The organism is Mesorhizobium sp. WSM3866 (assembly GCF_002294795.1).
In the GTDB taxonomy this organism is placed as follows: domain Bacteria; phylum Pseudomonadota; class Alphaproteobacteria; order Rhizobiales; family Rhizobiaceae; genus Mesorhizobium.
In genome coordinates, this window is the sequence record NZ_NSGC01000022.1 from 45,338 (window position 1) to 58,298 (window position 12,961).

13 protein-coding genes are annotated in these 12,961 nt (G+C 60.5%); 4 read left to right on the forward strand and 9 right to left on the reverse strand.

Annotated elements, in window-relative coordinates; genetic code table 11:
* Positions 1–7: 7 nt before the first annotated feature.
* The 3 genes from CK222_RS29250 to CK222_RS29260 all read right to left on the reverse strand — a co-directional run bounded on the left by CK222_RS29250 (position 8) and on the right by CK222_RS29260 (position 2,889).
* Positions 8–757 (reverse strand): FadR/GntR family transcriptional regulator, encoded by a 750-nt coding sequence (locus tag CK222_RS29250; protein ID WP_095802712.1) that lies wholly within the window; start codon positions 755–757, stop codon positions 8–10.
* A gap of 304 nt (positions 758–1,061) precedes the next feature.
* Entirely contained in the window at positions 1,062–1,727 is a 666-nt protein-coding gene (locus tag CK222_RS29255) for an SGNH/GDSL hydrolase family protein (protein ID WP_095802713.1), read from the reverse strand.
* 79 nt (positions 1,728–1,806) lie between these two features.
* Positions 1,807–2,889: an extracellular solute-binding protein gene (locus CK222_RS29260; RefSeq protein WP_082953711.1), complete on the reverse strand. Its 1,083-nt coding sequence runs from the start codon at positions 2,887–2,889 to the stop codon at positions 1,807–1,809.
* A 538-nt stretch (positions 2,890–3,427) separates the two neighbouring features.
* Here CK222_RS29260 and CK222_RS29265 point away from each other — a divergent pair.
* From CK222_RS29265 to CK222_RS29275, 3 genes are all read left to right on the forward strand, one after another.
* The gene (locus tag CK222_RS29265) at positions 3,428–4,510 is read left to right on the forward strand and encodes an ABC transporter ATP-binding protein (RefSeq protein WP_067320728.1); all 1,083 of its coding nucleotides are present in this window, start codon (positions 3,428–3,430) and stop codon (positions 4,508–4,510) included.
* On the forward strand, positions 4,507–5,388 hold the full coding sequence (locus CK222_RS29270) for an ABC transporter permease (RefSeq protein ID WP_082953713.1): 882 nt from the start codon (positions 4,507–4,509) through the stop codon (positions 5,386–5,388). The genes CK222_RS29265 and CK222_RS29270 overlap by 4 nt, the downstream gene beginning before the upstream one ends.
* A 77-nt stretch (positions 5,389–5,465) precedes the next feature.
* The gene (locus CK222_RS29275) at positions 5,466–6,176 is read left to right on the forward strand and encodes an ABC transporter permease (RefSeq protein ID WP_082953728.1); all 711 of its coding nucleotides are present in this window, start codon (positions 5,466–5,468) and stop codon (positions 6,174–6,176) included.
* A gap of 204 nt (positions 6,177–6,380) precedes the next feature.
* Here the strand turns inward: CK222_RS29275 and CK222_RS29280 are convergent, their stop codons facing one another.
* Positions 6,381–7,250, reverse strand: a complete 870-nt coding sequence (locus tag CK222_RS29280) for an NmrA/HSCARG family protein (protein ID WP_067320441.1) — start codon at positions 7,248–7,250, stop codon at positions 6,381–6,383.
* Positions 7,251–7,369: 119 nt separating this feature from the next.
* Between CK222_RS29280 and CK222_RS29285 the strand changes: the two genes are divergently transcribed.
* Complete coding sequence (locus CK222_RS29285; RefSeq protein WP_095802718.1) at positions 7,370–8,263, forward strand: LysR family transcriptional regulator; 894 nt, start codon at positions 7,370–7,372, stop codon at positions 8,261–8,263.
* A gap of 1,279 nt (positions 8,264–9,542) precedes the next feature.
* On the opposite strand, the gene CK222_RS29295 is transcribed toward CK222_RS29285, so the two are convergent.
* From CK222_RS29295 to thiO, 5 genes are read right to left on the reverse strand one after another with little or no spacing between them, the layout of a single operon-like run.
* On the reverse strand, positions 9,543–10,292 hold the full coding sequence (locus CK222_RS29295; protein WP_095802719.1) for a hydroxymethylpyrimidine/phosphomethylpyrimidine kinase: 750 nt from the start codon (positions 10,290–10,292) through the stop codon (positions 9,543–9,545).
* A complete protein-coding gene (locus CK222_RS29300; RefSeq protein ID WP_095802714.1) occupies positions 10,283–10,888 on the reverse strand; it encodes a thiamine phosphate synthase in 606 nt (201 codons plus the stop codon). The genes CK222_RS29295 and CK222_RS29300 overlap by 10 nt, the downstream gene beginning before the upstream one ends.
* Positions 10,885–11,658 carry a thiazole synthase gene (locus tag CK222_RS29305; protein ID WP_095802715.1) on the reverse strand — a complete coding sequence of 258 codons (774 nt, stop codon included), beginning with the start codon at positions 11,656–11,658 and terminating at the stop codon, positions 10,885–10,887. The genes CK222_RS29300 and CK222_RS29305 overlap by 4 nt, the downstream gene beginning before the upstream one ends.
* Positions 11,659–11,662: 4 nt before the next feature.
* Positions 11,663–11,860: a sulfur carrier protein ThiS gene (gene thiS / locus CK222_RS29310; RefSeq protein WP_095802716.1), complete on the reverse strand. Its 198-nt coding sequence runs from the start codon at positions 11,858–11,860 to the stop codon at positions 11,663–11,665.
* The gene (gene thiO, locus CK222_RS29315; RefSeq protein ID WP_095802717.1) at positions 11,844–12,827 is read right to left on the reverse strand and encodes a glycine oxidase ThiO; all 984 of its coding nucleotides are present in this window, start codon (positions 12,825–12,827) and stop codon (positions 11,844–11,846) included. The genes thiS and thiO overlap by 17 nt, the downstream gene beginning before the upstream one ends.
* Positions 12,828–12,961: the final 134 nt, after the last annotated feature.

Consider the following 12,961-nt stretch of genomic DNA (forward strand, 5'->3'; position numbering starts at 1 on the left):
ATGGCCGTCAAGAAGCTGACGTGCTGGTGTTGACCGGCCCCAGCCTTTGCCAATTCGGTGGGACGTCAAAGCCAAGGATACGATGGCGCGACTGAAGCAGATGGCTCCGCATCGCGTCAAAAGCGGCCTGCGCGTCACCCGACTTGATTGCATCGACGATCAAGGCGTGCTCGCGATAAACGGTCTGGGCTCTAGTGGTGCTGCCGATCAGCGAAAATTCGCCCACCAGGCGCATACCCAAAAGTATCTGGGGATTGAGCATCGATAGCGTCGCTTCGAAGAGTTTGTTCCCAGTGCCCTTGGCGATCGCGATGTGGAATGCCAGGTCAAGATCGCCGAAATCACTCTCGCTCAGATCGCTTTTGAACTTCTCATGCGCCGAGATGATGTCAGCCAGATCCTGCGGCTTGCCTCGCAACGCGCTGAATGCCGCAGCATCGCATTCAATCGTCAATCGGAACTCGAACGCGCTGATGAGGTCTGCAACATTCTCGATAGGGCTGTAACTGCGCCTTGGTGCCCCGTTGGCGGCTATGACCACGCTGCCTGAACCGCGGCGGGAGTCGATTATCCCCTCGCTGCGCAGCTGCACCAGGGCCTCGCGCACGACGGGGCGTGAAACGCCAAAGCTTGCTGCCAGTTCGGTCTCGGTAGGCATGCGGGTGCCTTCGCGCCACTCACCCTCGTCGATCTGGCGACGCAAGCCATCATAGACGCGCTTCGACAGCTTGATGCGCTCATCGTTTGGAGCAGCCATTCGCAAAATCCGCGTGATTCTCCAGTTGTCTTACAAATCTAACCAAGCAAGCGCGGAAAATCCATGACTTGAGCCCTGAAAGCAATCGAGCACATGTTCGCATTCTGCCGACGTTTCGTGGGCCGATCCAGCTTTAGCGCCGGTCGGTATTTGCCTAGCGCGCGCGGCGGTTTGGCTGACCCTTTGCCGGGCGACGTAGTGAAGCACCTTCCTACCGCTCAAGCCAGGTACGGCGCAGTCCCCAAACTCAATTCAGCAAATCACCGAGGTGGCTGATCGGCTCCCGTCATTTTCGCAACGGGGACTAGAGTTCCTTCCCCATGCCAAACATTGTCAGCAATTTGCCGGCTATCGCTTTTCCAAGGACGGCATGATCATGGAGGTCCAGGTGGATACCATCCACCGGGCTCACCTTAATGAACTCTGCGGCATTGAGATATTCGGCGCCAAAATGGGCTGCGACGGCTTTGTATTTTTCAGCAAGCTGGCCCGATTTGACGGCTCCGCCGGAAAAGATCTCGCCGAGAAACCCGACTTCCTCGATAGGGGCGGGAGCGATGACCAAAATGCGGGGATCGGTTCCTGCGGGACCCGATTTGCCGGACAAGATCAGCTCGATCAGCGCGACCAAACCTCGAGCAATGTCTTCCGAAGTAAGGCTGAAGCGTGTCTTCAGATCGTTGGAACCGAGCATCACCACGATTGTGTCCAACGGACGGTGGCTATCGACGCAGGGCTTGAGGTAGGTCAACCCGTTGCGCGAGGCGCCTTCGATAGGATCGTCGAGAGTTGTTGTTCGACCGGGAAGGCCCTCTTCGATTACGCGGAAGCCCTTACCCAAGGCTTCCGTCAGAACGCCTGTCCAGCGTGCGGTCTCGTCGAACCGCTGACTGTCGTACCAACTCCTGGCGGGAGCCGAGCCATGGGTGTTGCTGTCGCCGCAGCATAGAATTCGCCTTACTCTTGTCATCGATGTCGGACCCTTTGCTACGGCGGCAAGTTATTACTCGAGGAAGCCCGACGGCATCACATGACACGGCCGGCCGATGTCATGGCGTCGCCTTGACCTGGTTCCAAAGATCAGTGCGCTTGGTTGGATCTTCATCCGGCTGCATCCAGAAGATCTTGGTTCCCGCTGGTATGGTATCGGTTGACGTGACCGAATTGGCGTAGCCGGATTTTTCGGTCAGCTCTGCGGCAATCTTCTTGCTGATCACGAAGTTGATCCACTTCAAGGCTAGGTCGTAGGAATCGCCCTTGGCTCCGCTGGTGACCGCCCACGTATCCACCCAGGCGATGACACCTTCTTTCGGATAGGCCTGCTTATAATTCAGGCCGCCAGCAGCAAGCGCCTTGATCTGCTGATCCGCGTAAGCGCCGAAAATGATGGGCGCATCATTGTTCTGCGCCAACTGAACTGAATCCTGAACGAACGTGTAGAAGCTCGCGGAATTATGCTTCAGGTCTACCAGCTTCGGCATGGCATCCTTGAATTGCTGGTCGGTCAGATGAAAGGGCGTCTGCACGCCGTTCATGATTGCCGCTGTAGCGAACGCGCTTTCGCCGTCGTCATAGAGCAATACCTTACCCTTGTACTGAGGATCCCACATCACCGACCACGAGGTGGGCGCCGGATTTACCTTTGCGGGGTCATAGATGAGCGTCATCGGGCTGAAGGCATAGGGAATAAGATAGGTCTTCCCGTCGTGAACCGCGCCGGCAATCTTGGAAAGATCCTGGAACTGAGGCAACTGCCCGGCATGATTTGGGATCTTCGACAGATCGATCGGCTGGAGGAGGCCTGCCTCATAGTATCTCTGCATACCAGCTGCAGCTGTCGCAAAGATGTCGAAATCCTTGCCTTGGCTACCCTGGATCTTGGCCCACATCTCGTCGTTAGATCCGGCAAAAACCACTTCGACGGTCGCATCATTGTCTTTCTCGAATTGCGCGACCCAGTCCTTGTCGGCGTAGCCATCCCACGTCAGGATCCGCAGCTTGCCTCCGGCCATGGCCGGGCCGGCAACGGCAAGCGCAAGAACAGACGATACCGCCAGCAGCTTTCCAATTTCGCCAAATAGCTTTTTGTACATTCTCATCTCCTCTGGAATGGTTCCGGCATCGTTGATCATTTGAGTTTAGCCGGGTTTGGTTCGAGCTGGTCTGGTCCCTGTCGATTATGACGTTCCGTTGTCGAAGGTGCTCCAACTCGGCGGCCTGCCTTTACTCCGGCTCCGCGGCTCCCTCGTCGATGGGGCAGGCATTTTTCAGGGCGCAAACCGTAGTGCATGCAGCGTGCAATCGGCAATGAGTGGAGTCAAGAGGTCCCGGCGGTTTTTTTGAATCGCGGAATCATCTGCCGATGTTGCAAATTTTTGTGAACGGCCGGTCGATCCGACGAAAACGAATGGGAGTAGCAAGCGCCAAACGCGCGCTAATTAAGGTGCTGAGACAGAACATTGTCGACGCCGAGGATGAGATGAGGCAACTGCGTCCGGGTCGGCGCGAATGCGCTGTAAGACAGAAATGGGAACAACTGAAGCGAATTACCGGTATTGCGTTCTGCATGCAACTTGGTGTAGGTGCGGTCCCTGACGGTGGCGGCATCGCTTACTCGCAATCCGCTATAAGAATGGGTGGAACAGCCCAACCGGCTAATGGGAAATGCTCATGACCGACCTGCCTCTTATTGAGATGAGAGATATCGGCAAGACCTATGGCAGCCAGACGGTCCTGCGCAATGTCAACCTTGAGATCGGCCAGAACGAGTTTCTCGTGGTGGTCGGCCCATCGGGGTCCGGCAAAACCACTATCCTTCGCATGATTGGCGGATTTGTCGAACCAACGAGCGGCGACATTCTCCTGAACGGAACCCGGATCAATGGCATTCCGGTCAATCGCAGACCGTTCAACACCGTCTTCCAGGACTATGCACTTTTCCCGCACATGACGGTGGCCGCGAATGTCGGCTATGGGCTCCGGGTCAAAGGGTTGCCGTCCGACGAGATCAAGAAGCTGGTTGCGCAGACGCTCGATCTGGTGGGCCTCGGCCAGCTTGGGCTGCGCTATCCAGCGCAGATGTCCGGCGGACAACGGCAACGGGTGGCCCTGGCGCGCGCCCTCATTTGCAAGCCGCGACTGGTCCTGTTGGACGAACCGCTCGCCGCGTTGGACGCCGGCCTTCGCCACCAGATGCAGACCTTTCTCAAGTCAATCCAGCGTGAGATCCAAACCTCATTCCTGTTCATCACTCACGATCAGGAAGAGGCCATCAGTCTGGCCGATCGCATTTGCGTCATGGATCATGGCGAGGTTGTGCAGGTCGGCCAGCCGGAAGAGGTCTATTATCGCCCTTGCAATCGCTATGTCGCGGATTTCTTCGGCGACAACAATCTTGTTGAAGCTAAGGTGAGCACCATCAACCGCGACGGGGTCGCTGTGGAGACGCCATTTGGAACGGCCGTGGCCCGGGGCGATCAGGGCATGCAGTTCAATGCCGGCGACACGGTGACACTCGCTGTGAGGCCAGAGAACGTAGAGCTTGCCGGGGCAAACGGATCGGCACCCGCGGCATATGTCAAATCAGTCTCCTTCGTCGGGCCTATGTCGCTTTTAGAAGTTGAAGCGGCGAAGTCGCCCGGTGCGACCCTGCACGTTAAACAGCTCAGCAGCCAGTTGGCTGCTCCGCTTGAAATCGGCGCCGGCGTGACAGTCTCGTGGAAGGGACAAGAGACGTGGGTCATCCGCAAGTGAACTCCACGAAGACCCCGCAGCTGGGATCCACCGGCGAGGCCCGGCTCATCAACAGCCTTGTCGTCATCGCCTATGTCTTGCCGATCATCCTGATCCTAGGGCCGTTTTGTATTTTTTTCGTCGTCAGCTTCGGGCGCGTCGAGGCCTCCACTGTCGTTATTGACTTCAACCTGTCGAACTACGTTCGAATTTTCGCGGACTCGACCGTCCGTATGGTCATTGGGCGGACCCTCGTTATAGGGGTCGCTACAGCCCTTGTCTGCACGCTGATCGGCTTTCCGGCTGCGTATCTGATGAAGGTTCTTGGCCCGACGCGGCGCTCTCTGCTGATGGTGGCATTTGCTGTGCCCTTGCTGATGAGTTACGTCATCAAGATCTACACGGTGCGCAATCTTCTTGGCACCAATGGCGTCATCAACCATTTCCTGACGGCTTCGGGCCTTGTCTCCCAACCGCTCGAATTCTTCACGCTAAGCTACTACGGGGTCTTCCTGACACTGACCTCCGTATTGCTGCCGTTTGCGGTTTTTCCGATTTTCCTGTCCCTTGATCGCATCCCGGCAAGTCTGGTCGAAGCGGCCGCCGACCTGGGCGCAAGCCGCCCGCGCATCTTCTGGACGGTGATCTTTCCATTGAGCCTGTCGGGAGTGGCAGTCTCGTTGACATTCACGTTTGTGCTGGCGATCGGTGATTTCATCACCCCGGAACTGGTTGGCGGGCCGAACGGATTTACACTCGGTCGCATCATCTTCAGTCAGTTTGGTCTCGGCTTCAATTGGCCGTTCGGTGCCGCGCTCTCGACCTTCATGATGATGATCGTCACGGTGGCGTTGGCATTGGCCACCCGCATCCGTCCACCTGGAAAGGTGACATTTTGAAGCCAGCACGCTCCACGGTCGTCTTCCTTTGCGTCGTAACCGCACTAATCTTGGCCGTCCTTTACGGCCCGATTCTCATGGCCATCGTTACCGCGTTCGTGCCGATCCGCGGTGGCGTATTCCAGTGGGATCAGGTCTCCGTCGTGGCGTTTGAGAGCATCAATGGCGATATTGTCGATGCGCTGAAATTGACCCTGATCGTCGGGCTTGTCGCTTCCACGATTGCGCTGGCGATCAGCACCGGACTTGCTCTTTACTGCGCACCGGGATTCGGCTTGGGCAGAAAGTTCATTGAGTTCCTGATCTTCCTCCCGTTTGTAATGCCTCCTATCATCACAGGGCTCGCGCTCCTGATTTCCTTCCGGGAGGCGGACGTCCCGAGGTCGCTTCTGACTGTCTTGATCGGCCATGTCACGATCTTGCTGGCGATCGCCTATCGGACCATCGTGACGCGGCTGCGTGAAATGGGTCCTTCACTGGTCGAGGCGTCGCTCGATCTGGGCGCCAGCCGGCTTCAGACCTTCTGGTGGGTCGTGCTACCTAACCTCAGACCGGCACTGATGGCGTCATTCGTCCTGTGCTTTGCGCTATCGTTCGACGAGACCATGGTCACTTTGCTTCTGACCGGTGGCCAAAGTACTTTCCCGGTTCGGCTTTGGGGCATGATGCGTCTTGGGTTCTCGCCCTCGATCAGCGCGTTGGTCGTCTACATCCTCGCCGTCAGCACGGTATTGAGCCTCTTCCTCATCAGGCTTTTTATCCCCGAGCGCTCCAAGGCGGTCGCGTAGAAACGAGCTTGGCCATTTGAGTCCGGTTGCCACTGTACAGGCACCTGGCCAGGAGGCCTTGGTGGCCGCGGAGGAGACCTTCGGTCCGCCGCACCACCCTTCCGCTTCCAGGACGAGACGGACGTTATCGCTCCAGCCAACGATATCAGATTCGGACCTCCCCCCTAAGTCTATGCCAAAGATCTTGGCGGCTGGTTGGCGGCCTTAGGCCGCGCTCGCTATCCTGGCCGCAAAGTCGCGATAGGTGTGCAGGGGGCGGCCCAAAATACTGGTCAGCCGTACAACGTCACAGGCCTCCGGGATCATGCCGTCGCTGACATAGCGCTCGGCCATCAGGCGCATCTCGTAGGCCGTCCATTTTGGCATGAAGCTCGCCATGTTCTGCTCGAACGCGCCGGGATCGTCGCCGCCATAGACCACCGGGCGACCCAGAAGGTCCGACCAGATCCTGGCCACGTGGGGGCCGGTCAGCGTGTCGGGCCCCACCACGTTGATGGTCTCGACCGGCAGCTTGCCGGGCGCGGAGTCGCGGCGGATCAGCTCGATCGCGGCTACTTCGGCGATGTCACGGGCGTCGACCATGGCTACGCCCTTGCTGCCAATCGGCATCGGATAGACGCCGTGCTCCATAATGACGTCCTTTACCATCGACTCGTTGTCGATGAAGTAGGTCGGACGCAAGATGGTGGCGCTGAAGTCCATCTGCACCAGCATGCGCTCGGCGCCGAACTTCACGGCGAAGTGCGGGACGTTCACCGCCCGATCGGCTTCGAACACCGAGAGATAGACGACATGGTCGACGCCCGCTTCGCGAGCAACGTTGAGTGCGATGATCGCCTGGGCAAATTCGTCACCTGTGACGGCATTGAGTAGGAAGAGGGTGCTCACGTCTTTGAAGGCGCTGCGCAGCGCATCGACGTCGAGGAGATCACCCTTGGCGACGTCCACACCGGTCGGAAAGCTGGCTTTCGCCGGGTCACGGGTTAGCACACGCACCGTCGCGCCGCGCTGAAGGAGTTGGTCGACGACATGGCGGCCGACGCGGCCGGTGGCACCTGTAACAAGTATGGTCATTGGGATTCACTTTCTGTTTTGAGTTAAAAGGCACGCTCAAAATGAGTGATCCACATACATCCCGATAGATGGTATGTTTGGACAGGTCGTCTCATAGATGGAACAGAAAGAACAAGATCGTGGATATTCTCGCTCTTGCCGACTTCAACTTGGTGGCCCGCCACGGCGGGTTCGGAAAGGCCTCGCGCGCCGCCGGCCGGCCAAAGGCCACCCTTTCCAGACGCGTGGCCGATCTCGAGGCAAGTCTTGATCTGCGCCTCTTCGAACGTGGTGCGCGGACGCTCAAGCTCACGGAGGAGGGACGAGCCCTGTTTGAACGAACGGGCTTTCTGCTCACAGAACTTGATGAGACGGCGAAAGCGATCGCTTCGGGCGGCCGTAGCCCGCGTGGTCGGCTACGCATCAGCGCGCCACTGCTCTTTTCTCAGACCGCGGTCGGAAAGCTCGCGGCCGGCTTCGTCCTTAGATATCCGGAGGTTCGGTTGGAGATCACCACGGAAGACAGGGCGGTGGACATGATCGAAGAAGCCTACGACCTCGTCATCCGGGTCAATCAGAAGCCGGATGCCACCCTTGTTGGGCGAGTGTTCCTGCGCGATCGGCTGGTGGTGGTGGCCAGTCCGCACCTGACGCCCCCAGCCTCTGGGCGTCCTGTTCCCGCGATCAGTCGAGGCTCGTTGAACGAGTCCGAAGCCTGGCAAGTCACGACCTCGTCCGGCAAGTCGACGATTGACGCCAAGCCAGTGCTCAGCCTGGCGTCGTTCGTCATGGTCCGGGATGCGGTGCGCATGGGGCTCGGCGCCGCGCGCCTCCCGTTGTCGCTTGCCAGCGGCGATTTGGCTGCCGGCAGGCTAGTGCATTGGGGGGATGTGTCAGGGCCCGAGACGGCGCTTTGGGCCCTTTATCCCTCGAGGCGTTTGCTCAGCCCCCGCGTGTCAGCGTTCCTCGACTACTTGAAAGAAGCCTTTCCGCAGGGGACGGCTGATGAATTGGCAGGCTATGTCGCGGACTGAACATCCGGCCACCCTTCCCTAGGAACCCAGCTCTGCTTCGATCAAAACTGCGAACAAGACAAGCGGAGTATCATCATTAACGAAAGCCTCCGACTGCCCCATAGTCAATGATTTTTCTGACCCCGTGCAAGCGATGTGAGGGGCAGCAGATCAAGCCGGCGGTACTTTTTGGCGGGACTCAACGTCCAGAAAGTACCGCCCGTTCTCGGCCTGCCCCTTTTTGCAGGCCAATCTGAAAGCGCTCCCGATTGAGATCGGATGCAAGTGAAAAAAAGCTGCGGAGCAATTAAAGCAGGCGTTCTGGACTGTTTGCCTACCAGGGTGGAGTCTGGCGCGCAACGCTTGAGCTTCAGCCGGAACTAAAATGGCGTTGCCCTCCGATTCAGATTTCCACGCCCGCGAAACGCTCCGCCTGATCGGCCCTGATCCGCAGAACTGGGTGTTGGATCGGGAAGGCATCGACCACAGCAGCACAAATCTTCGCCAGTCCCTCGATCTGCCTTCTGGAAGCGTTAGGCCAGAGTCACGATCGGTGTCGACCAAACGAGGTCGTACAGTTCTTGTCTGGTGAAGGTGCGTTGCATTTTTGGATATCACGGGGGATTTGGTGGGGTTGCGACACCCCAGTCGCAACGCTGCTCAAAGGCAAGCAAGGGTGCACAGTTCTGGCCCCCGACGCCAGCACTGTTCCCTGTTAGGCTGAGTTCATTTCCCTGATATGCCGGTAGGGAATTCTCCGCCAGAGCATTGAAACTGCGCAAGGATTTCACGTTCGAATTCCCGCGCGAGGCGAAAATTACCGAAAAATTCGCTGTTTTTCAGCACCTAACAGGGAAAATGGGACAGAGACCGGTTCGCAGGTGACTGCCAGCACCACCATAACCTTTGATTTCGTTGCCGAAAATTGAGCGAGGCCAGAAACTTCCGGGCCCGTTGACGGGCTGGGCAAAAGGCGATCCCCGCGTTTGCTCCCGTCAAGTTGGAGGCGCAGCACCATCGAGTGACTAACCACCATTGCCCGGACGACACAAGCCTACACTGGCGCTGCATGCCCATGCTGGAGGCCAAACTCGGGGCCGCCACTTGTTACCGCTCGCTTCCGCCCGCTGCTCCAGATTGTTGGGGTAGCATCTTATGAAGCGAGGTGAATAGCAGACGGTAACGAGTTGATGCCATTGACCTCCAAGGTTTGTTAGATCGCCGGCTCGGACCTGGAGGGCATGCGCCTCTGACCTCCTGGGAATCGGTCAAGATGCGCATTGCGCTCGCCCGTTCAACGTCATCGCGCCCCACGAAGGAGTTCAAGAACATAGGTCTTGGCGCCCCGTACCGCCGCCTCCAACGGCAGACCTTGAGCTAACGATGCTGCGATGGCGCTGGACAGCACGCAGCCGGTGCCACGCATCCCCCGATGGACGCGAGGCGCTTCGACCCGAACTGCGCGACGGTCCGGCTGCATGAGAACGTCATTCGCTTGATCTCCGTGCGCGTGCCCGCCCTTGACGAGCACGGCGGTCCGCACCCTCGCCAACAGGTCCTCGCCTTGAACGCACGCGCCTTCTTCGTCCTTCGCAGGGTCTGCTCCCACCAACCTTGCGAGCTCGATCAGGTTGGGGGTCACGAGCCGGCAGAGCGGCATCAGATCACGGCGCAACACGTCGACGGCATCGTCCTCCAGCAACCCGCGTCCCGAGGTCGAGGCAAGCACAGGGTCGAGGACCACCGGCACCTTCGGAGGGGCCGCCAGGACAGAGCCGACCGCCTCAATGGCTGCCGCGGTCCCCAGCATGCCGATCTTGACCGCTGCGACCGGATTGGCAGCAAAGGCAGCGCGCATCTGGGCGGCGATAAGCTGCGGCGGCATCTGCTCGATGTGTTCGACGGCCGAGTGCGTCTGGACGGTCACGGCCGTGACGGCGAGGCAACTGCGCAGTCCAAAGGCGCATACGGTCTCGACGTCTCGGGCTGTTCCCGCGCCGCCACTTGAATCGCAGCCGGCGACGATCAGCACATGCGGCGTCAACGCCATTGGGCTGTCGCCGCCAGCCATTCAGCTGTCCGCGCCTCGGGGTGCGTGTTGCGGGCGATGTCGGTGACGACCGCCGCACTTTGGGCGCCGTGGGCGAAGACACCGGCAACGCGCTCGACGGTGAGCCCGCCGATGGCCACAAGCGGAATATCGCCTAAGCGCTGCTTCCAGGCGGCGATGCGGTCCAGCCCCTGCGGAGCCCATTTCATCGCCTTGAGAATGGTCGGGTAGATCGGTCCGAGCGCGACATAGTCCGGCTCGGCTTGGAGCGCTGTTTCGAGTTCGGCGCCGTCGTGGGTGCTGAGGCCCAGCCTCACGCCCGCCCTGCGGATCGCCTTCACATCAGCCTCCGCCAGATCTTCCTGGCCGAGGTGAACGAAATCGCAATTTTCCTCGATCGCAACACGCCAGTAATCGTTGACGATGAGCTGGCAGCCGTGGCTGTCACAGACTGCCTTCGAGGCGCGAATTTCTCGGCGCAGCGAAGCTTCGTCCTGGTCCTTAGTGCGCAGCTGCACCAGCTTCACGCCGAGCGGCACCAGACGTGCGATCCAAGCGGCGGAATGGACGATCAGGTAAAACGGATCGAGCTTCATGAGAATGCTGCCATGCCGATGACGGGGGTGGAGGGAACGGCCATGTCGCGCGGCTCGAGCAGGCCGGCGCAATAGGCCTCGCGGCCGGCCTCGACCGCCTTGCCGAAGGCCGCCGCCATGGCAACGGGATCGCCGGCCCTGGCGACGGCGGTGTTGAGCAGCACCGCGTCGTAGCCGAGCTCCATCACGGCCGCGGCATGCGAGGGCCGGCCGATGCCAGCATCGACAATCAGCGGAATGCCGGGGAAATGGCCGCGCAGGCTTCGCAGCGCATCGGGGTTCTGCGGCCCGCGTGCGGAGCCGATCGGCGCGCACCAGGGCATCAAGAGCCTGCAGCCGGCGTCGAGCAGGCGCTCGGCAACGATGAGGTCGTCGGTCGTGTAGGGAAACACCTCGAAGCCTTCAGAGGCAAGGATCCTTGCGGCTTCCACCAATCCGAATACGTCGGGCTGCAGCGTATCGTGGTTGCCGATCACTTCGAGCTTGATCCAGTCAGTGCCGAACACCTCGCGCGCCATCCGCGCCGTGGTGACCGCTTCGCTCACCGAGTTGCAGCCGGCGGTGTTGGGCAGCACGCGAACGCCGAGCGACTGGACCAGCGACCAGAACTGGCCGCCGGCTTTGCCGCCCGATGTTTCGCGACGGAGCGACACGGTGACGATCTCCGTGCCGGACGCTTTCACCGCCTCCGCCATGACGGCAGGCGAGGGGTAAAGCGCGGTGCCCAGCAGAAGGCGAGACGCGAGTTTCTGTCCATAGAACTCGAGCATGGGATCAGCCTCCCTTCATCGGCGAGAGGATTTCGACGCGGTCGCCATCGGTGAGCCGGCAGCGGTCCCGTTCCTTGGCAGGCACGACATCGCCGTTCCTCGCCGTGGCGAGCCAGCTGCCCTGGAAGTCAAGTTCGCTGAGCAGCGCGGCAAGCGTTTCTGCCGCGACTTCATGGGCTTGACCGTTAACAATGAGCTTCAAGGGCAAACTCCTTTGCGGCAGGATTTCCCAGGATGAGGTCGGCTGCCTGCCGCGCCATGGCCGGCGCGAGTAGGAAGCCGTGGCGGTAGAGGCCGTTGATGCGAATATTCCTCCCGTCGCGCTCGACGCGAGGCAAGTTGTCGACGAATGCGGGACGCACGCCGACGCCGGTTTCGACCAGCTCGGCTTCGCCGAAGGCCGGATGCAACGCATAGGCGGCGCCGAGCAGCTCCATGGTCGAGCGCGCGGTGATCGGGCCTTCGGCATCGCATTCGACCATCGTCGCGCCGACCATGAACAGGTTTTCCGCGCGGGGCACGACATAGACGGAGATGCGCGGATGCAGCAGCCGCACCGGGCGGGTCAGCGAGATCTCGTGCGTTCGCAGGATGAGCATCTCGCCGCGCACGCCGCGCAGTTCCGGTCGCCTGTCACCGCTGCCGGTGCAGTCCACCTCAATATCCTGAGATGCGGGCGCCGAGCTGCGGCCGAACTCGACGCGCGCGCCCATCCCGCGCAGCTTGTCGCGCAGGAAAAGCAGCGCCTTGCGGGGGTCGAGATGCGCTTCCTCAGCGAAGAACAGCCCGCGCCCAAACCGGCTCTCGAGCGCCGGCTCGAGTGCCGCGATTTGGCTGGCGTCCAAATGCCTGAAGCCGGACGTTCGGCGGCCGAAGCGGTCGAGTTCGCCGGCATCGCGGGCAGGAGCCAGCACCAGCGTGCCGCGGCGCGCGACATGACCGGGCAAGGCGGCGTCCCACCAGTCGGCTGCGCCGCGTCCGAGCGTCAGCACGGTCTCTTCGGCGTTCTCGCGCTCGCACCAGGGCGCAAGCATGCCGCCGGCCTGCCAGGAGGCATTGCCGGCGATCTCGAGGCGTTTCTCGACCACGGTCACATCGGCGTCGCGCGTTGCCAGCTCGTGCGCGAGCGTCAATCCGGCGACGCCAGCGCCGCGAATGAGCACCTTCATGGCGTGTCCGTGCGCTCGGGGGTGCTGTCGACGGGCATGTAGAGATCGCCGCCGTCCCGGTACTTCGCAGCCATGGCCGCGAGCCCTTCCTTCTGCGCTTCCGCGCGGATGTCGTGCGAGATCCGCATCGAGCA